Source organism: Streptomyces sp. NPDC007872 (genome assembly GCF_042868165.1).
GTDB lineage: Bacteria > Actinomycetota > Actinomycetes > Streptomycetales > Streptomycetaceae > Streptomyces.
Genome location: NZ_JBIAEA010000002.1, coordinates 961,251 through 980,225 on the forward strand (window position 1 = coordinate 961,251; position 18,975 = coordinate 980,225).

Below are 18,975 nucleotides of genomic sequence, written 5' to 3' on the forward strand. Positions count from 1 at the left end.
GAGGTGCGGTTGTGTGCGCCCCGCACCGGGGGTGCCGTCCGGTCCTCGCGGGCCTCGTCCAGGAGGCCGGTGCCCCGCACCGGGTCCTGTGCCCGCCCTCCCTCGGAGGAGGGGCCCCCACGCCCAGCGGGACGACTGCCCACGGGGGTGGTGGCGGTGCCTGTGCCTGTGGTGGTGCCCGTGTCCGGGGTGGTGGCGGTGCCTGTGCCTGTACCTGTGGTGGTGCGCGTGTCCGGGGTGGTGGCGGTGTACGTGCCCGGCGCCGTGCTGTCCACAGGGGTGGCGGCGGTGCCCGCACCCGGGCCGGTGCCCATGGCGGTGGGTGCGGGCGGGGTGGTGCCGCCCCCGGGATCGGTGGCGCCGGGGGCCGGAGCCGTACCCGCGAAGGGGGCGGGAGCTCCCGCGGCGGAGGCGGCTGCCGGGGTGCTCGGGGTGGCGGCCGTGCTCATGGTGGTGCCGGGGGTGGCCGGGGTGGCGGCCGTGCTCATGGTGGTGCCGGGTGCGGCCGGGGTGGCGCCCGTGCTCATGGTGGTGCCGGGGGTGGCCGGGACCGTGTCCGTGCCCACGGACGTGCCGGGTCCCGCCACCGTCGCCCCCGCCCCCACTCCCGGCGGGGCCGGCGGGTTCGCGTTCGGGGTCACGCCGCCTCCTCCGGGGTCAGCAGGTCCGCGATGTCCAGGACGTGGTAGCCGCGCATGGAGGGGAGGCAGCTTCCGGTGACCGGGGTGATGGCGGTGGCCCACTCCGCCGGGATCGCGCGGGCGCCCGACATCGCGCCCGCCAGGGCGCCCGCGACCGCCGCCGTGGTGTCGGCGTCGCGGCCCATGTTGACGGCCGTCAGGACGGCCGTGCGGAAGTCCCCGCGGGCCGCCGCGAAGGCGCCGAACGCCAGGCCCACCGCCTCCGGGGCCAGGTCCGTCCACGGGTAGCCGCCGATGACGACCGCCGAGCGGACCTGGCGTTCGCGGGCGAGCGGGTCCGGCTGGACCCGCTGGGCCGCCACGACCGCGCGGCGCAGCGAGCGGGCCGTCCAGGAGTCCATCGGGACGGCGGAGAGGGCCGCCGCGATCACCGACGTCACGCTCGCGCCCGCCATCGCCGCCGCGACCCCCGCCGCGACCGCCTGGCCGCCGTAGATGCCCTCGCCCTCGTGGCTGACGCTGCCGTCGATCGCGACGAGCCGGGCCGCCTCCGCCGGGCGTCCGGCGGCGAACACCCCGAACGGCGCCGCGCGCATCGCGAGGCCGTCGCTCCAGGCGTGCCGGTGCTGCGCGGAGATGGGCGCCGCGAGTCCCCGCCGGAGGTTCTCCAGCGTGCCCCGCTCCGAGAAGCCCGCGCCCCGGAAGGGCCCTTCGTCGAGGTCGGCGATCCAGCGGTGCCAGGCCCGTTCGACGTGGCGGACGGTGAGGGCCGAGCCGTGCCGGGCGAGCAGCAGCCCCGAGAAGACGGCGTACTCGGTGTCGTCCGTGCCCGCCGGGCTCTCCGTCACGAAGCCCTCGATCCGGCCCCAGCGGCGGCGGATCTCGGAGGGCCGCATGTTCTCGGCGGGCGCGCCGAGCGCGTCGCCGACGGCGAGGCCGAGGAGCGCCCCCCTCGCCCGCTCCCGCGTGTCGCATGCCGTGGTGGTGACCATGTGCGGCGGCTCCTTCCTCCGGGAGGCGCACCGGTGGCGCCCCGTTGCCTGGATCTGTGCCACCAGCGCCCGCGAACTCGCCGAAGAAACGTCTCTGTCACCCGCCTGACACCCTGCCAGGAACCGGTCGGGACCCGGTCAGGGCCCGGTCAGGACCCGGTGCGCCCGGTCAGGCAAGCCTTGGTAAGTACGGCCTGCCTTGCTGGCGCGCCCCTTACATCGAGCGTACTTTCGAGGGTAGTCGAGGGGAGGCGGGCCCGTCCCGGTCCGCCGTGAAGAGGGGAGCACCATGTCCATCGTCGAGGCCCAGGCGCCACTGCACGAGGCCCACCGCGACAACCACACGCACCGCGACGTGAACGGCGGCTGGCTGCGTCCGGCGGTCTTCGGCGCGATGGACGGACTGGTCTCCAACCTCGCCCTGATGACCGGCGTCGCCGGCGGCGCGGTCTCCGCCGGGACCGTCGCCGTCACCGGCCTCGCGGGCCTTGCCGCCGGCGCCTTCTCCATGGCCGCGGGAGAGTACACCTCCGTCGCCTCGCAGCGCGAACTCGTCCAGGCCGAACTGGACGTGGAGCGGAGCCAGTTGCGCAAGCACCCCGTCGACGAGATGGAGGAGCTCGCCGCGCTCTACGTCTCCCGGGGTGTCGAGCCCGCCCTCGCCCGCGAGGTCGCGATGCAGTTGTCGAAGGACCCCGAGCAGGCCCTGGAGATCCACGCCCGCGAGGAGCTCGGCATCGACCCCGACGACCTGCCGTCGCCCGCGGTCGCCGCGGTCTCGTCGTTCGGCTCGTTCGCCCTCGGCGCGCTGCTGCCCGTCCTGCCGTACCTGCTCGGGGCCACCGCCCTCTGGCCGGCCGTACTGCTCGCCCTCCTCGGGCTCTTCGCCTGCGGCGCCCTGGTGGCCCGGGTGACCGCGCGCGGCTGGCTCTTCAGCGGACTGCGCCAGCTCGCCCTCGGCGGCGCCGCCGCGGCCGTCACGTACGGGCTCGGCATGCTCTTCGGCGCCGCGCTGTAGCCCTTCCGGACGGCCCCCGGCCCCACCTTTCGCACACAGAAGCCGCACATCGCCTGTGACGTATCTCCCTGGCCCGATCCGCCGTCGCGATGAGACACTATGCGCAGCGCCACATACATAGCCGGTTACCCGGCGGTTTCGAACCCGTGACCAACGGGAAAGAGGCATGAGCGCCAGTGGGCAACGAAGCCCACCCGGCGACGGTTCGCCGGAGGTCCGGAGTCCCTTCGGGCCCCCTCGATCCGTCCCCCGCGGGACAGTGCCTGTCGCCGCGCCCCACAGGTGAACCAGTACCACCGCTGCGTGTCGGCGGTGTCCGCATGTTGGAACGAGCTATCCGCTTCGCGAGAAGCCAGCCATCATGTAACCTGCACGAAATTTCGCGGAGGGCCAACGTCGTCCCTCGGCAGTTGCATATGCCACGACGACGACGGGAGAGCCGATGCGTTCCGACGCCTGGTCGCCCATGGACGGTCGCCCCGCTCCGCAGGGGATGTACGACCCCCGTAACGAACACGACGCCTGCGGCGTCGGGTTCGTGGCCACCCTCACCGGTGTAGCCAGCCACGCGCTGGTGGAGCAGGCGCTGACCGTACTGCGCAACCTCGAGCACCGCGGCGCCACCGGCGCCGAGGCCGACTCCGGTGACGGCGCGGGCATCCTGCTCCAGGTCCCGGACGCCTTCCTCCGCGAGGTCGCCGGATTCGAGCTCCCCGAGGCCGGCGCGTACGCCGTCGGCATCGCCTTCCTCCCCGAGGACGGCATCGACGCCACCGTCGCGACGATCGGGACGATCGCCGCCGAGGAGGGCCTGAACGTCCTCGGCTGGCGCGAGGTCCCCGTCGCCCCCGAGCTGCTCGGCGCCTCCGCCCGGTCCACCATGCCGGTCTTCCGCCAGCTCTTCGTCGCGGACGCGGACGGCGCGGCCACCGGCATCGCGCTCGACCGCAAGGCCTTCGTCCTGCGCAAGCGCGCCGAGCGCGAGGCCGCGACGTACTTCCCGTCGCTCTCCGCCCGCACCCTCGTCTACAAGGGCATGCTGACCACCGGCCAGCTCGAACCCTTCTTCCCGGACCTGTCGGACCGCCGCTGCGCCACCGCCGTGGCCCTGGTCCACTCCCGGTTCTCCACCAACACCTTCCCGAGCTGGCCGCTGGCCCACCCGTACCGCTTCGTCGCCCACAACGGTGAGATCAACACCGTCAAGGGCAACCGGAACTGGATGACGGCTCGCGAGGCCCAGCTCGCCTCCGACGTCTTCGGCGACCGCCCGCTGGACCGGATCTTCCCGATCTGTACCCCGGACGCCTCCGACTCGGCCTCCTTCGACGAGGTCCTGGAGCTGCTCCACCTCGGCGGCCGCTCCCTGCCGCACGCGGTCCTCATGATGGTCCCGGAGGCGTGGGAGAACCACGAGACCATGGACCCGGCCCGCCGCGCCTTCTACCAGTACCACTCCACGATGATGGAGCCCTGGGACGGCCCGGCCTGCGTCACCTTCACCGACGGCGTCCAGGTCGGCGCGGTCCTCGACCGCAACGGTCTGCGCCCCGGCCGCTACTGGGTCACCGACGACGGCCTCGTCGTCCTCTCCTCCGAGGTCGGCGTCCTCGACATCGACCCCGCCAAGGTCGTCCGCAAGGGCCGCCTCCAGCCCGGCAGGATGTTCCTCGTCGACACCGCCGAGCACCGCATCGTCGAGGACGACGAGATCAAGGCCGCCCTCGCCGCCGAGAACCCCTACGAGGAGTGGCTGGAGACCGGAGAGATCGAACTCTCCGACCTCCCCGAGCGCGAGCACGTCGTCCACACCCACGCCTCGGTCACCCGCCGCCAGCAGACCTTCGGCTACACCGAGGAAGAGCTCCGCGTCATCCTCGCCCCGATGGCCCGCACCGCCGGCGAGCCCCTCGGCTCCATGGGCACGGACTCCCCGATCGCGGCCCTGTCCGCCCGCCCGCGCCTCCTCTTCGACTACTTCACCCAGCTCTTCGCGCAGGTCACCAACCCGCCGCTCGACGCCATCCGCGAAGAGCTCGTGACCTCCCTGCGCTCCTCGCTCGGCCCCCAGGGCAACCTCCTGGAGCCGACCTCCGTGTCGTGTCGCAGCGTCACCCTGCCCTTCCCGGTGATCGACAACGACGAGCTGGCCAAGCTCGTCCACATCAACGCCGACGGCGACATGCCCGGCATGAAGGCCGCGACCCTCTCCGGCCTCTACCGGGTCTCCGGCGGCGGCGACGCCCTCGCCGCCCGCATCAAGGAGATCTGCGCCGAGGCCGACACCGCCATCGAGGGCGGCGCCCGCCTCATCGTGCTCTCCGACCGGCACTCCGACGCCGAGCACGCCCCGATCCCCTCGCTGCTGCTCACCGCGGCCGTCCACCACCACCTCATCCGCACCAAGCAGCGGACCAAGGTGGGCCTGCTCATCGAGGCCGGCGACGTCCGCGAGGTCCACCACGTCGCCCTGCTCATCGGCTACGGCGCCGCCGCCGTCAACCCGTACCTCGCCATGGAGTCCGTCGAGGACCTGGTCCGCGCCGGCACCTTCATCGAGGGCCTGGAGCCCGAGCAGGCCATCCGGAACCTGATCTACGCCCTCGGTAAGGGCGTCCTCAAGGTCATGTCCAAGATGGGCATCTCCACCGTCGCCTCCTACCGCGGCGCCCAGGTCTTCGAGGCCGTCGGCCTCGACGAGACCTTCGTCGCCACGTACTTCAACGGCACGGCCACCAAGATCGGCGGCGCCGGCCTCGACGTCGTCGCCAAGGAGGTCGCCGCCCGCCACGCCAAGGCGTACCCCGCCTCCGGCGTCCCCTCGGCGCACCGTGCCCTGGAGATCGGCGGCGAGTACCAGTGGCGCCGCGAGGGCGAGCCGCACCTGTTCGACCCGGAGACCGTCTTCCGCCTCCAGCACGCCACGCGCAACAAGCGGTACGACATCTTCAAGAAGTACACCGACCGGGTGAACGAGCAGTCCGAGCGGCTGATGACCCTCCGCGGTCTCTTCGGCTTCGCCGCCGAGGGCCGCACCCCGATCCCGATCGACGAGGTCGAGCCCGCCTCCGAGATCGTCAAGCGCTTCTCCACCGGCGCCATGTCGTACGGCTCCATCTCCAAGGAGGCGCACGAGACCCTCGCCATCGCCATGAACCGGCTGGGCGGCAAGTCCAACACCGGCGAGGGCGGCGAGGACCCGGACCGCCTGTACGACCCGGAGCGCCGCTCCTCCATCAAGCAGGTCGCCTCCGGCCGCTTCGGCGTCACCAGCGAGTACCTGGTCAACGCCGACGACATCCAGATCAAGATGGCCCAGGGCGCCAAGCCCGGCGAGGGCGGCCAGCTCCCCGGCCACAAGGTCTACCCGTGGGTCGCCAAGACGCGTCACTCGACGCCCGGCGTCGGCCTGATCTCCCCGCCGCCGCACCACGACATCTACTCCATCGAGGACCTGGCGCAGCTCATCCACGACCTCAAGAACGCCAACCCGGTCGCCCGCATCCACGTGAAGCTGGTCTCCGAGGTCGGCGTCGGCACGGTCGCCGCGGGCGTCTCCAAGGCCCACGCGGACGTCGTCCTCATCTCCGGCCACGACGGCGGCACGGGCGCGTCCCCCCTGACGAGCCTGAAGCACGCGGGCGGCCCCTGGGAGCTCGGCCTCGCCGAGACCCAGCAGACCCTGCTGCTCAACGGCCTGCGCGACCGGATCGTCGTCCAGACCGACGGCCAGCTCAAGACCGGCCGCGACGTCGTCATCGCCGCGCTGCTCGGCGCCGAGGAGTTCGGCTTCGCCACCGCGCCGCTCGTCGTCTCCGGCTGCATCATGATGCGCGTCTGCCACCTCGACACCTGCCCGGTCGGCATCGCCACCCAGAACCCGGTCCTGCGCGACCGCTTCTCCGGCAAGGCCGAGTACGTCGTCAACTTCTTCGAGTTCATCGCCGAGGAGGTCCGCGAGCTCCTCGCCGAGCTGGGCTTCCGCACCCTCGAAGAGGCCGTCGGCCACGCCGAGCTGCTCGACACCAGCCGCGCCGTCACCCACTGGAAGGCCCAGGGCCTCGACCTGGAGCCCCTCTTCCACGTGCCGGACCTCCCGGAGGGCGCGGTCCGCCACGCCCTGGTCGAGCAGGACCACGGCCTGGAGAAGGCCCTCGACAACGAGCTGATCCAGCTCGCCGCCGAGGCCCTGAACGCCCCCTCCGCCGAGCAGGCCCAGCCGGTCCGCGCCCAGGTCGCGATCCGCAACATCAACCGCACGGTCGGCACCATGCTCGGCCACCAGGTCACCAAGAGGTTCGGTGGCGCCGGCCTGCCGGCCGACACCGTCGACATCACCTTCACCGGCTCCGCCGGCCAGTCCTTCGGCGCCTTCCTGCCCAGCGGCGTCACCCTCCGCCTGGAGGGCGACGCCAACGACTACGTCGGCAAGGGCCTCTCCGGCGGCCGCGTGATCGTCCGCCCCGACCGGGGCGCCGACCACCTGGCCGAGTACTCCACCATCGCGGGCAACACCATCGCGTACGGCGCGACCGGCGGCGAGCTGTTCCTCCGCGGCCGCACCGGCGAGCGCTTCTGCGTCCGCAACTCCGGCGCCCTCGTCGTCTCCGAGGGCGTGGGCGACCACGGCTGCGAGTACATGACCGGCGGCACGGCCGTCGTCCTCGGCGAGACCGGACGCAACTTCGCGGCCGGCATGTCGGGCGGCGTCGCCTACGTGATCGACCTCGACCGGGACAACGTCAACTCCGGGAACCTGGGGGCGATCGAGGCCCTGTCGGACACCGACAAGGCGTGGCTGCACGACGTCGTGCGCCGTCACCGCGAGGAGACCGGCTCCACCGTCGCCGAGAAGCTCCTCGCCGACTGGGACGCCGCCGCGGCCCGGTTCAGCAAGATCATCCCCACCACGTACAAGGCAGTGCTCGCCGCCAAGGACGCCGCTGAGCTCGCCGGTCTCTCCGAGGCCGAGACCACCGAGAAGATGATGGAGGCGGCGACCCATGGCTGATCCGAAGGGCTTCCTCACCACCGGCCGCGAGGTCGCCGAGACCCGTCCCGTCGCCGAGCGCGTCCGCGACTGGAACGAGGTCTACGTCCCCGGCTCCCTGCTGCCGATCATCAGCAAGCAGGCCGGCCGCTGCATGGACTGCGGCATCCCGTTCTGTCACAACGGCTGCCCCCTCGGGAACCTGATCCCCGAGTGGAACGACTACGCCTACCGCGAGGACTGGTCGGCGGCGCAGGAGCGCCTGCACGCCACCAACAACTTCCCGGAGTTCACCGGCCGCCTCTGCCCGGCGCCCTGCGAGTCCGCGTGCGTGCTCGGCATCAACCAGCCGGCCGTCACCATCAAGAACGTCGAAGTCTCCATCATCGACAAGGCCTGGGACGCCAACGACGTCAAGCCGCAGGTGCCCGAGCGCCTCTCCGGCAAGACCGCCGCCGTCATCGGCTCCGGCCCGGCCGGCCTCGCCGCCGCCCAGCAGCTCACCCGGGCCGGCCACACCGTGGTCGTGTACGAGCGCGCCGACCGCATCGGCGGCCTGCTGCGCTACGGCATCCCCGAGTTCAAGATGGAGAAGCGGCACATCAACCGCCGCATCGAGCAGATGCGCGCGGAGGGCACCAAGTTCCGCACCGGCGTCGAGGTCGGCCGCGACATCACCGCCACCGACCTGCGCAAGCGGTTCGATGCGGTCGTCATCGCCGCCGGCGCCACCACCGCCCGCGACCTGCCCGTCCCGGGCCGCGAGCTGAACGGCATCCACCAGGCGATGGAGTACCTGCCGCTCGCCAACAAGGTCGTCGAGGGCGACTTCGTGGCCCCGCCGATCACCGCCGAGGGCAAGCACGTCGTCGTCATCGGCGGCGGCGACACCGGCGCCGACTGCGTCGGCACCGCCCACCGCCAGGGCGCGGCCTCGGTCACGCAGTTGGAGATCATGCCCCGCCCGGGCGAGGAGCGGAACGCCGGCCAGCCCTGGCCGACCTTCCCCATGCTGTACAAGGTCACCTCGGCGCACGAGGAGGGCGGCGAGCGGGTGTACTCCGTCTCCACCACCCACTTCGAGGGCGACGAGGACGGCAACGTCCAGTCCCTCCACCTCGCCGAGGTCGAGTTCGTCGACGGCAAGCTGACCCAGAAGCCGGGCACGGAGCGGAAGATCCCCGCCCAGTTGGTCACCCTCGCCATGGGCTTCACCGGCACGGACGTCCAGAACGGCCTGGTCGCCCAGTTCGGCCTGGAGCTCGACGAGCGCGGCAACATCGCCCGTGACGCGGACTTCGCCACCAACGTCGACGGCGTCTTCGTCGCCGGCGACGCGGGCCGCGGCCAGTCGCTCATCGTCTGGGCCATCGCCGAGGGCCGCTCCGCCGCCCGCGGCGTGGACCGCCACCTGACCGGCGCCAGCTCCCTGCCGGCCCCGATCCGCCCGACGGACCGTTCGCTGATGGTCTGATCCGGCCGGATCACCCCCTGAACGTCCCGTACAACGACGTACGGAACTGAGCGCGGCGCCCCCCGACATGTCCCCGACCGGACGACTGGGTGGGCGCCGCGGCGCGTCCGGAGCCTGCCGTACGCTCGACCGCACGCCGGACACGGCGACGTACGAGGGGGAACGCCCATGGCACTGAGCCTGCGGAAGGTCGAGGAGACCGCGCCCGCGCTGGTGAGTCTCTACAAGTCGGCGGGGGAGTCGCTGCGGCGGCACGGGATCGACGGGCAGCGGGCCGCCGTCTACCTGGTCGTCGACTACTCCGGGTCGATGAGGCCGTACTACAACAGCGGCGCCGTGCAGGCGCTCGCCGACCGGGTGCTCGGGCTCTCCGCGCACCTCGACGACGACGGGCGGGTGCCCGTGTTCTTCTTCTCCACCGACGTCGACGCCGAGACCGAGATCCGGCTCGACGACCATGCCGGGCGGATCGACCGGATCGTCGCCGGGCTCGGGCACATGGGGAAGACGAGCTACCACCTGGTCATGGACGCGGTCATCGACCACTACCTGGACAGCGGGTCGACCGATCCCGCGCTCGTCGTCTTCCAGACCGACGGCGGGCCGACCAGCAAGCCGGCGGCCGAGCGGTACGTGTGCAAGGCGGCCCGGCTGCCGCTCTTCTGGCAGTTCATCGGCTTCGGCGACCCCGACAGCCGGCAGTTCGACTTCCTGCGCGGACTGGACGAGCTCGACGTCCCGGCGAAGCGGCCCGTCGACAACGCCGGGTTCTTCCACGCAGGGAAGGACCCGGACCGGGTCCCGGACGGCGAGCTGTACGACCGGCTCGTCTCCGAGTTCCCCGCGTGGCTCGCCGCCGCCCGGGCCCGGGGCATCGTCCGGGGGTGACGGGCCGGAAAGCAGTGGCCGCCCTCCCGGCCCGGCGGGGATCATGGCGCCATGACCTCTCTCGTACGCCACGTGACCATCGACTGCGCCGACGCCTACGCCCTCGCCTCCTTCTGGGCCCGGGTCCTCGACTCCGCGCTCTCCGACGACGACAAGCCGGGTGACGAGGAGGCGCTCGTCGAGTCGCCCGGGGCCTCGCTCCTCTTCATCCAGGTGCCCGAGCCGAAGGCCGTGAAGAACCGGGTCCACCTCGACCTCCAGCCGCAGGACCGCACCCGCGACGAGGAGGTCGAGCGGCTGATCGGCCTCGGCGCGACCCTGCTCGACGACCGCCGGAACCCGGACGGCACCGGCTGGGCGACCCTGGGGGACCCCGAGGGGAACGAATTCTGCGTCGAGCGCGGCCGGGCGGAGCGCGAGGCCGCCACCGCCTGACCCCGGCGCGACAGGGGGCGGGGGACGGAAGGAAACCCGACAGGAGATGTCGGGTTTCGCGTGTTCCCTGGAACCATGGGAGACCACGGAACCACCTGGGCGGCCTTCGAGGCCGCCGAACCCGCCCTCGCCGCGACCGTGCGCGAGCGCTTCGGGCAGCACACCCACCACGTCCTCGCCACCCTCCGGAAGGACGGCTCGCCGCGTCTCAGCGGCATCGAGGCGGACTTCCGCGACGGCGAGCTGTGGCTCGGCATGATGCCGAACTCCCGCAAGGCGCTCGACCTGCGCCGCGACCCCCGGTTCGCGCTGCTCGCCAACCCCGGCCCCGGCACCGGCATGGGCGGCGGGGACGTCCGGATCTCCGGACGGGCGGTCGAGGTCACCGACCCCGGGGCCCTGGAGCGGTACGCCGCCGTCGCCGGCGCGCCCCTGCCCTTCCACCTCTTCCGGGCGGAACCGGCCGAGGTCGTGCGCACGTGGGTGGACGGCGAGGAGATCGCCTTCCGCAGTTGGGTGCCGGGGCGGCCCGCGTGGACCACCCGGCGCGGCAACGACGACGCTCCGCCCCGCCGGGACGCCCCCGGCCTGTGAAGTGGGCCACGTCGGGGGCGGCTGGGCTGGGCCGATCCGTCCGGGCATCGGGCGGGCGGGGCGGGAAGGTCCCGGGGCGCACTATTGTTCCGGTAGAGAGACGACCGGAGCCGTACCACGTGTTCCGGACAGAGCAGCCGGGGCCCGCATCGCGCAGGTGCGGGCCCCCGCTGCGCCGCGCACCGGCCAGAAGGGCTCGGCGGCGCACCGGCCAGAAAGGCACGAATGACCCGCTCCGAGCGCCCCCACAAGCGCGGCCCCCGCACCGCGCAGGCGAAGTCCACGTCCCAGCCGAAGGCCTCCCGGGGCGGCCGCCGCCCCGCCGCGCCCCCGCCGCCGAGCGAGTTCACGCCGCCGGTGTCGCTGACGCCCGCGCTGCCCCCGGTGGCCTCCTTCGCCGACCTCGACATGCCCGAGGGCCTGCTGCGGACCCTCGGCGAGCAGGGCGTGACGGAGCCGTTCCCGATCCAGGCCGCGACCCTGCCGAACTCGCTCGCGGGCCGCGACGTGCTCGGCCGGGGCCGCACCGGCTCCGGCAAGACCCTCGCCTTCGGCCTCGCCCTGCTCGCCCGCACCGCGGGCCGCCGCGCCGAGCCGACCGCGCCCCTCGCCCTCGTCCTGGTGCCCACGCGCGAGCTCGCCCAGCAGGTCACCGACGCCCTCACCCCGTACGCCGGCGCCCTGCGGCTGCGGATCACCACCGTCGTCGGCGGCATGTCGATCACCCGGCAGTCGTCCGCGCTGCGGCGCGGCGCCGAGGTGCTCATCGCCACGCCCGGCCGCCTCGCCGACCTCATCGACCGCGGCGACTGCCGGCTCGACCAGGTCGCCGTCACGGTCCTCGACGAGGCCGACCAGATGGCCGACATGGGCTTCCTGCCCCAGGTCACCAAGCTCCTGAAGCAGGTCGAGCCGGGCGGCCAGCGCCTGCTGTTCTCGGCCACCCTCGACCGGAACATCGACCGCCTGGTCAAGATGTTCCTCGACGACCCGGTCGTGCACTCCGTCGACCCGTCGGCCGGCGCGGTCACCACCATGGAGCACCACGTCCTGTACGTGGCCGACGAGATCGACAAGAAGGCCGTCACCCTGCGGATCGCGGCCCGCGACGGGCGCACGATCCTCTTCCTGGACACCAAGCGGTCCGTGGACCGGCTGGTCAAGCGGCTCCTCGCCAACGGCGTGCGGGCCTCCGGCCTGCACGGCGGGCGCTCGCAGCCGCAGCGCAACCGCACCCTGGACCAGTTCAAGAACGGCCAGGTCACCACGCTCGTCGCGACGAACGTGGCGGCCCGCGGCATCCACGTCGACGACCTCGACATGGTCGTGAACGTCGACCCGCCGATGGACCACAAGGACTACCTCCACCGCGGCGGCCGCACCGCCCGCGCCGGCGAGTCCGGCAGCGTCTTCACCCTGGTCCTGCCCGACCAGAAGCGCGACATGGGCCGGCTGATGTCCAACGCGGGCATCAGCCCCCGCACGGCGCAGATCAAGTCCAGCGACGAGGAGCTCGCCGAGCTCACCGGCGCCCGGGAGCCCTCGGGCGTCCCGGTCGTCATCGAGACCCCGCAGCCCACCCCGCCCCGCAAGCCGGCCGGCTCCGCCGCCGGTGGCGGGAACGGGGGCGGCCGCCGCCGTCGCCGCCCGGCCGCCGGAAGCACCGGCGCCGCCTCCGGCACGGGCACGGGCGGGGGTCGCGCTTCCGGTACGGGCGGGGGCCGCGGCTCCGGTACGGGCGGGGGCCGCGCTTCCGGTACGGGCCGGGGCGCGGGCACCGGCCGCACCGCCGCGTCCGCCTCCACCTCCGCCGGATCCGGTCGCGGCGGGCGCCGGACCGCGGGCACGGGCCGCCCCCGCGGCCCCCGGCAGCGGCCGGCCGACAACACGTAACCCCCTACGGGGTCCGGAAGCGGGGGGGGGGGGGGGGGGGGCGCCGCCCCCCCCCCCCCCCCCCCCCCCCCCCCCCCCCCCCCCCCCCCCCCCCGGCCCCGCCGCGCCCCCCCCGCCCGCGGCCCGGGGGGGGGGGGCCCCCCGCCCCCCCCCGCTTCCTTTCACCGCACGCGCCCCGTCTTCACAGGTCCCGTACGTACGGGAACGACCGGTCAACATCCGGGGAACGGAAGGCCGTCGGGGTTCCCGGCGGGTGTCTACGCGCATCATCATCACAGGCATGCGCATCCCCCCTCGGTTCACCCTCGCCGGCGGTGCCGCCACCGCCCTCCTGTCCTCCCTCCTCCTCGGCGCCCCGGCCACCGCCGCCCCGGCCCCCGCGCCCGCCCCCGCCGTCGCGGTCGTCGCGGCCGTCGGGGAGATCTGTTACTCCGCCCTCCCCTCCCAGGCCCACACCACCCTGGACCTGATCGACGCGGGCGGCCCCTTCCCGTACGGCCAGGACGGATCCGTCTTCCAGAACAGGGAGGGGATCCTGCCCGCCCGCACGTCCGGCTACTACCACGAGTACACGGTGAAGACCCCGGGCTCCACGACCCGCGGCGCCCGCCGGATCGTCACCGGGAACGCGGTGGAGGACTACTACACCGCCGACCACTACGCCTCGTTCGACCTGATCGACCACGGCTGCTGAGGAGCGTCCTCAGCTCCTGCGCGGGGCCGTCCACTCCAGGCGGGTCCTGACCCGGGGGTCCCGGACGTGTTCGAGGGCGGCGAGCGCCGTCTCGCGCGCCGCGCCGTCCGCCTCGCCGTCCGCGAGGACCGCCGCGAGCGCGTCGACGGCGCGCGGGTCCTGGCGGATCGCGAGCCCGCGCGCCGCCTCCGCCGCCGTCTCCGGGTCCGCGTCGTCGAGCCGCTCGGCAAGCCCCTCCCGTACGAGCGGGGTGTCGTCGGGCAGTTCGGCGAGCGCGAGCGTCGCCCAGTCCCGCACCCGGGCGTCGCCGTCCCGGCTCAGCGCGAGCAGCACCCCGAGGGCCTCGACGTGCCCGGCCGGGACGATTCCGGCCAGGGCCCCGGCGACGGCCCCGCGCACCACCGCGTCGGGATGCCCGGCGGCCGCGAGCAGTTCGGGCACGGCCGCCGGGTCCGCGCACTCCCCGAGCGCCGTCACCACCGACAGGGCGGGCTCCCGCGCCGGGCCCGCGGTGTTCGACGGCTCCGCCGCGAGCCGCCGGAGGACCGGCACGGCGCTCTGCGCGAAGCCCGGCAGGGCGCCCAGGACCCGCGCGCCGAGCGCCCGCCGCAGCGGGTCCCGGTAGGCGCACCAGCCAGCCGCCGCCACGAAGGTCTCCTCGTCGTCCCGGCCCGCCAGTTCGGCCACCGCCGTCGTCCAGTCGTCGAGCGCGGGATCGCCGCAGCGCAGCGCCCGCGCCGCCAGCTCCTCGACGGGGGTGCGCAGCCCGAGCGAGGCCTCCAGGAGCGTGGCGATCGCCGCGTGCCCGGTCTGCCGGTCGTCGCCGCGCCCGGGAGCGCCGTCCTCCCGCAGCAGCTCCACGACGACCGTGGTCCCGCCGTCCTCCCGGACCCGGCGGACCACGGCCTCGTACGTCTGCCCGCCCTCGTTCCCCGCGACGAGCCCGCGCCGCAGCTCGGCGGCGATGTCGGCGCCGATCCACCGCCGCGCCTCCCGCAGCGCGGCCTCCCGGCCGCCCGCCTCGTGGTCGAGGAGCGCCCGCACGCAGGTGGTGGAGCCGCGCCGGGCGGCGGCGAGCAGCGGGACGAGCCCGTCGGGGCCGCGCCGGTCGGGGTCGGCGCCGTGCTCCAGGAGGAGCCGCGCGACGTCGGCGTATCCGAGCCGCAGGGCCCAGGCCAGGGCCGTGAAGCCGTACGCCTCCTCCTGGTCCGGCTCCGCGCCCGCCGCCAGCAGCGCCCGCACGGTCCCGGTGTGCCCGCCGCAGGCCGCCCCGCACAGCGGCAGGTCGCCGTCCTCCTCGCCGCTGCCCCGGCCGGGATCCGCCCCGGCGGCGAGCAGCACCCGTACGATTCCGGCCTCGCCGCCGACGGCCGCCCGGTACAGGGCGGTCTCCCCGTCCTCCCGTCCCTCGGGGTCGGCCCCGCCCCGCAGGGCCCGTACGGCCCCGTCCTCGTCCCCGGCCCGGATCGCGTCGAACAGCGTGCTCATGCACCGACCCTGACCCGCCGTCGGCACATGGCGCAAATCGATTCCCGGAAGGGCAGGCGCACGGGGTTCAGGACGCGCACTCCAGGACCGTGCCGCACACCCCGCACCGGGCCCGCAGCGTCCGCCCGGCCGGGATCCGCAGCCGCCGGCGGCAGACCGGGCAGGAGAAGGAGACGCCGGTCGCGGGTGCCCCGCCGTCGAAGGCGTACGGGGCGCCCTCGCCGGCCCGGCCCCGGCGCCGCTCCCAGGCGTACCGGCGGCGCGCGACCGGACCGGCCCCGGCGAGCGGCGGCGCCGTCCGCTCCCGGCGGGCCTCCGCCCGGCCCCGCACCCACGCCTCGTACGCCACCTGGCTGGTGAACCACGGCGACGGGTCCTCGCCGAACAGCTCGGCCCGCTTGGCGAGGACGTAGCCGAACTCCTCCGGCGTCAGGTAGCCGAGCCGCTGGCGCTCGACGCCGTCCTCGCGGTACGCGTCGAGCAGCAGCCATCCGGCGCCCAGGTAGGCGGCGGTCACGTCGGTGAGGATCTCGTTCTCGGCGGTGCCGGGGAAGCGCAGGCCGAGCCGGTGCAGGAGCACGTGGGTGATCTCGTGGGCGAGGACCGCGCCGATGTCCCTGCGGCGGGTCCGGAACCGCTCGTGGACCTCCACGGAGTACTCCGGTCCGGGGGCGAGTCCGATGCTGCCGGCGTGCTCCATCGGCCGGAAGTCCACCGTCACGCGCGCGTCGGGCAGCCCCAGGTGCCGGACGAGGGCGCGGGCCACCCGCCGGGTGCCCGGGCGCAGGTCCTCACCGTCGCCGAGGGCCACGTCGTCGGCGGTCACGCTGGCCGGAAAGCGGCGTATGCCCACGGGGGAGAGGCGGCGGTGGAGCGCGGTGAGCGAGGCGTCGACCACGGCCCGGTGCGGGAAGCCGTGGATGACACGGTCGGCCTCTTGACGGTGCGGCATGCGGGCTCCCCCCTCCCGCCCACTGTACGGTCCCTCACATCCGGAGCTGGCCGAAAAGGCTTCCTTGTGACGGAGGTTGAGCGCTGTTCATAATGCGGACCACGCCTTGACGAGCGCATGTCACGAGTCGTCGAGGCCGACCCCCCACGAGAGAAGGCAGACACGTGAAGAAGAACAGAATGGTCCGCGCGCTCCAGAAGCTTGCCGCGGCCGGCGCCGTCGTCCTCGCCGCCGTCAGCCTCCAGCCCACCACCACCGCCTCCGCCGCCCCGGCCCCCGTCGTCGGCGGCACCCGCGCCGCCCAGGGCGAGTTCCCCTGGATGGTCAGGCTCTCCATGGGCTGCGGCGGCTCGCTGATCAGCCCGCAGGTCGTCCTCACCGCCGCCCACTGTGTGAGCGGCTCCGGCAACAACACCGGCATCACCGCCACCGCCGGAGTCGTGGACCTCCAGAGCGGCAGCGCCATCAAGGTCAAGTCGACCAAGGTCCTCCAGGCCCCCGGCTACAACGGCAAGGGCAAGGACTGGGCCCTCATCAAGCTCGCCAGCCCCATCACCTCCCTGCCCAACCTGAAGCTCGCCGAGACCACCGCCTACAACACCGGCACCTTCACGGTGGCCGGCTGGGGCGCCGCCCGCGAGGGCGGGGCGCAGCAGCGCTACCTGCTCAAGGCGAACGTCCCGTTCGTCTCCGACGCCTCCTGCCAGTCCGCCTACGGCAGCGACCTCGTCCCCGGCGAGGAGATCTGCGCCGGCTACTCCCAGGGCGGCACCGACACCTGCCAGGGCGACTCCGGCGGCCCGATGTTCCGCAAGGACAACGCCGGGGCCTGGGTCCAGGTCGGCATCGTGAGCTGGGGCGAGGGCTGCGCCCGCGCCGGCTACCCCGGCGTCTACACCGAGGTCTCGACCTTCGCCGCCGCGATCAAGTCCGCCGCCGCCACGCTGTAGCGGCACCCCGTGAACGGGCGCTCCGGGGCGGCCTCGGCCCCGGAGCGCCCCTCCCGTACACCGGGCCGGTGTGGGCCGGCCCGGTGTGCACGGACCCCTCCCGGGAGGGAAGGGGATCACACCGGGTCCAGCACCACCCCGGCCCCGGCCTCCCCCTCCAGTTCGAGGACCCACACCTCGTTCGCCCCCTCCCTCAGCACCGGACCCGGGACGAACAGCGCCTCCTGCGGGCCGGCCGACCAGTAGCGGCCCAGGCAGAAGCCGTTCACCCAGACGAAGCCCCGGGTCGCGCCCGGCAGCCGCAGCACCGCGTCCCCCGCGCCCGCCACGTCGAGGGCCGTCCGGTAGAGCCCCGGACCGCCGCCCCGGCCCGCGCCCGCCACGCCGGAGGTCCCCCGCAGGAGCCCCGGCCCGGAGCCGGCCTCCCCGGAGCGCACCTCCTCGAAGCACACCTTGTCGACCGCCGCCGCCTCGACCGCGTCGAGCCGCAGCCCCCGCGCCCGCACCCCGTGCAGGTACTGCCGCTCGTGCCGTACGCCCCCGGTGATCCCCTTCGGCTCCCCGAGCCGCGGCCCGTAGTTGACCCGGCCCAGGGACTCCACCCACAGGTCCACCACCGCCGGACCCGCCACCGGCTCCGCGAGCGCCACGTCCTCCCCGCCGCTCGTGTCCAGGACCCCCGCGAGGGCCCCGTCCACGTACACCACCGCCCGGTCCCGCAGCCCCGTCACCCCCAGCGGATACGGCTGCCGGGGACCCGGCACCGCCACCCGGTAGCGGACCAGGCCCCGGTCCACCCCCAGCTCCTCGAAGGTCGGCGGCACCGCCGCCACCACCTCCTCGTCGCCGAGGACGTCGAGCACCGCGTCCAGCGGCGCCCACCCGTCGAAGCCGCCCCGCACTGGGGCCGCGAGCCGGGCCGGGGGCTCCGGCACCTCCGGCAGCGGCCCCTGCGCGTACTCCGCGAGCACCTCGCGGAAGCGCCGGAACTTCTCCGTCGGCCGCCCCGCCTCGTCCACCGGAGCGTCGTAGTCGTACGAGGTCACCGTCGGCCGCAGCGGCCCGTCGTGCAGCTCCCCGTCCCGGTTCGCCCCCGCCCAGCCGCCGAAGTTCGTCCCGCCGTGCGCCATGTACACGTTGACCGAGGCCCCGCACTCCAGGACCTCCCGCAGCGCCGCCGCCGCGTCCGCCGCGTCCCGCACCGCGTGCTCCGTGCCCCAGTGGTCGAACCAGCCGCACCAGAACTCCATGCACATCAGCGGCCCCGACGGCTGGTGCCGCCGCAGCGCCGCGAAGCCCTCCCGCGCACCCGAGCCGAAGTTCGCCGTCGCCAGCACCCCCGGCACCGAACCGCCCGTCAGCATGTGGTCCTCCGGGCCGTCCGAGGTGAACAGCGGCACGACCACCCCGCACTCCCGCAGCAGCCCCGCCAGCCACTCCAGATACACCGGATCGCTGCCGTAACTCCCGTACTCGTTCTCCACCTGCACCAGGACCACCGGCCCGCCCCGGTCCACCTGCCGCTCCACCACCTGCGGCAGCAGCCGCCGGAACCAGGACTCCACCGGCGCCAGGAACTCCGGGTCCCGGGTCCGCACCCGCCGCCCGAGCGGCCCGGTCAGCCAGTGCGGCAGCCCGCCGTTCTCCCACTCGGCGCAGACGTACGGCCCCGGGCGCACGATCGCCCGCATCCCCGCCCGCCCCACCGCGTCCAGGAACCGGCCGAGCGCCGCCACGTCCCCGTACCGGCCGGGCTCCGGCTCGTACAGGTTCCACGGGACGTACGTCTCCACGCAGTCGAGGCCCATCGCCCGCAGCATCCCCAGCCGGTGCTCCCAGCGGCCCTCGTGCACCCGGAAGTAGTGCAGCGCCCCCGACAGCAGCCGCACCGGCCGCCCGTCGAGCAGGAAGTCCTCGTCACCCACAGCGAACGTGCTCATGGGCACCACCTCACCCCCTGGCGGCG

The 18,975-nt window shown here is 74.3% G+C and carries 12 protein-coding genes and 1 pseudogene; 9 read left to right on the forward strand and 4 right to left on the reverse strand.

Annotated features, from left to right (window positions below):
• Positions 1 to 637 precede the first annotated feature (637 nt).
• Positions 638 to 1,633 (reverse strand): ADP-ribosylglycohydrolase family protein, encoded by a 996-nt coding sequence (locus ACFYNX_RS09505; protein ID WP_125666094.1) that lies wholly within the window; start codon positions 1,631 to 1,633, stop codon positions 638 to 640.
• A gap of 289 nt (positions 1,634 to 1,922) precedes the next feature.
• Between ACFYNX_RS09505 and ACFYNX_RS09510 the strand changes: the two genes are divergently transcribed.
• The 8 genes and pseudogenes from ACFYNX_RS09510 to ACFYNX_RS09545 all read left to right on the forward strand — a co-directional run bounded on the left by ACFYNX_RS09510 (position 1,923) and on the right by ACFYNX_RS09545 (position 13,619).
• Positions 1,923 to 2,651 carry a VIT1/CCC1 transporter family protein gene (locus ACFYNX_RS09510; RefSeq protein ID WP_388659370.1) on the forward strand — a complete coding sequence of 243 codons (729 nt, stop codon included), beginning with the start codon at positions 1,923 to 1,925 and terminating at the stop codon, positions 2,649 to 2,651.
• Positions 2,652 to 3,093: 442 nt separating this feature from the next.
• Entirely contained in the window at positions 3,094 to 7,662 is a 4,569-nt protein-coding gene (gene gltB, locus ACFYNX_RS09515) for a glutamate synthase large subunit (protein ID WP_388659373.1), read from the forward strand.
• Entirely contained in the window at positions 7,655 to 9,115 is a 1,461-nt protein-coding gene (locus tag ACFYNX_RS09520; RefSeq protein WP_125666088.1) for a glutamate synthase subunit beta, read from the forward strand. The genes gltB and ACFYNX_RS09520 overlap by 8 nt, the downstream gene beginning before the upstream one ends.
• A 168-nt stretch (positions 9,116 to 9,283) precedes the next feature.
• Positions 9,284 to 10,003 carry a vWA domain-containing protein gene (locus tag ACFYNX_RS09525; protein ID WP_388659376.1) on the forward strand — a complete coding sequence of 240 codons (720 nt, stop codon included), beginning with the start codon at positions 9,284 to 9,286 and terminating at the stop codon, positions 10,001 to 10,003.
• A gap of 51 nt (positions 10,004 to 10,054) precedes the next feature.
• Positions 10,055 to 10,432 (forward strand): annotated as a pseudogene (locus ACFYNX_RS09530) (VOC family protein); the annotation flags it as partial.
• An 81-nt stretch (positions 10,433 to 10,513) separates the two neighbouring features.
• Positions 10,514 to 11,032 carry a pyridoxamine 5'-phosphate oxidase family protein gene (locus tag ACFYNX_RS09535; protein WP_365540926.1) on the forward strand — a complete coding sequence of 173 codons (519 nt, stop codon included), beginning with the start codon at positions 10,514 to 10,516 and terminating at the stop codon, positions 11,030 to 11,032.
• Positions 11,033 to 11,257: 225 nt separating this feature from the next.
• Positions 11,258 to 12,925, forward strand: coding sequence for a DEAD/DEAH box helicase (locus ACFYNX_RS09540; protein ID WP_388659379.1), 1,668 nt, complete (start codon positions 11,258 to 11,260; stop codon positions 12,923 to 12,925).
• Between the two features lie 280 nt (positions 12,926 to 13,205).
• On the forward strand, positions 13,206 to 13,619 hold the full coding sequence (locus tag ACFYNX_RS09545; RefSeq protein ID WP_388659382.1) for a ribonuclease domain-containing protein: 414 nt from the start codon (positions 13,206 to 13,208) through the stop codon (positions 13,617 to 13,619).
• A 9-nt stretch (positions 13,620 to 13,628) separates the two neighbouring features.
• Here the strand turns inward: ACFYNX_RS09545 and ACFYNX_RS09550 are convergent, their stop codons facing one another.
• Complete coding sequence (locus ACFYNX_RS09550) at positions 13,629 to 15,107, reverse strand: ankyrin repeat domain-containing protein (protein WP_388659385.1); 1,479 nt, start codon at positions 15,105 to 15,107, stop codon at positions 13,629 to 13,631.
• A gap of 67 nt (positions 15,108 to 15,174) precedes the next feature.
• Positions 15,175 to 16,059 carry a hypothetical protein gene (locus tag ACFYNX_RS09555; RefSeq protein ID WP_388659388.1) on the reverse strand — a complete coding sequence of 295 codons (885 nt, stop codon included), beginning with the start codon at positions 16,057 to 16,059 and terminating at the stop codon, positions 15,175 to 15,177.
• Positions 16,060 to 16,238: 179 nt separating this feature from the next.
• On the opposite strand from ACFYNX_RS09555, the gene ACFYNX_RS09560 reads away from it, so the two are divergent.
• Positions 16,239 to 17,009, forward strand: a complete 771-nt coding sequence (locus ACFYNX_RS09560) for a S1 family peptidase (RefSeq protein ID WP_388659790.1) — start codon at positions 16,239 to 16,241, stop codon at positions 17,007 to 17,009.
• Positions 17,010 to 17,125: 116 nt separating this feature from the next.
• On the opposite strand, the gene ACFYNX_RS09565 is transcribed toward ACFYNX_RS09560, so the two are convergent.
• Positions 17,126 to 18,949: a beta-galactosidase family protein gene (locus ACFYNX_RS09565; protein ID WP_388659390.1), complete on the reverse strand. Its 1,824-nt coding sequence runs from the start codon at positions 18,947 to 18,949 to the stop codon at positions 17,126 to 17,128.
• Positions 18,950 to 18,975: the final 26 nt, after the last annotated feature.

Excerpts from the sequence above, each read along its gene's own strand:
- ACFYNX_RS09550 (WP_388659385.1), bottom strand. The coding sequence starts at position 15,107 with ATGAGCACGCTGTTCGACGCGATCCGGGCCGGGGACGAGGACGGGGCC.
- ACFYNX_RS09540 (WP_388659379.1), top strand. The coding sequence starts at position 11,258 with ATGACCCGCTCCGAGCGCCCCCACAAGCGCGGCCCCCGCACCGCGCAG.
- ACFYNX_RS09520 (WP_125666088.1), top strand. The coding sequence starts at position 7,655 with ATGGCTGATCCGAAGGGCTTCCTCACCACCGGCCGCGAGGTCGCCGAG.
- ACFYNX_RS09535 (WP_365540926.1), top strand. The coding sequence starts at position 10,514 with ATGGGAGACCACGGAACCACCTGGGCGGCCTTCGAGGCCGCCGAACCC.
- gltB (WP_388659373.1), top strand. The coding sequence starts at position 3,094 with ATGCGTTCCGACGCCTGGTCGCCCATGGACGGTCGCCCCGCTCCGCAG.
- ACFYNX_RS09565 (WP_388659390.1), bottom strand. The coding sequence starts at position 18,949 with ATGAGCACGTTCGCTGTGGGTGACGAGGACTTCCTGCTCGACGGGCGG.
- ACFYNX_RS09555 (WP_388659388.1), bottom strand. The coding sequence starts at position 16,059 with ATGCCGCACCGTCAAGAGGCCGACCGTGTCATCCACGGCTTCCCGCAC.
- ACFYNX_RS09505 (WP_125666094.1), bottom strand. The coding sequence starts at position 1,633 with ATGGTCACCACCACGGCATGCGACACGCGGGAGCGGGCGAGGGGGGCG.
- ACFYNX_RS09525 (WP_388659376.1), top strand. The coding sequence starts at position 9,284 with ATGGCACTGAGCCTGCGGAAGGTCGAGGAGACCGCGCCCGCGCTGGTG.
- ACFYNX_RS09510 (WP_388659370.1), top strand. The coding sequence starts at position 1,923 with ATGTCCATCGTCGAGGCCCAGGCGCCACTGCACGAGGCCCACCGCGAC.
- ACFYNX_RS09560 (WP_388659790.1), top strand. The coding sequence starts at position 16,239 with ATGGTCCGCGCGCTCCAGAAGCTTGCCGCGGCCGGCGCCGTCGTCCTC.
- ACFYNX_RS09545 (WP_388659382.1), top strand. The coding sequence starts at position 13,206 with ATGCGCATCCCCCCTCGGTTCACCCTCGCCGGCGGTGCCGCCACCGCC.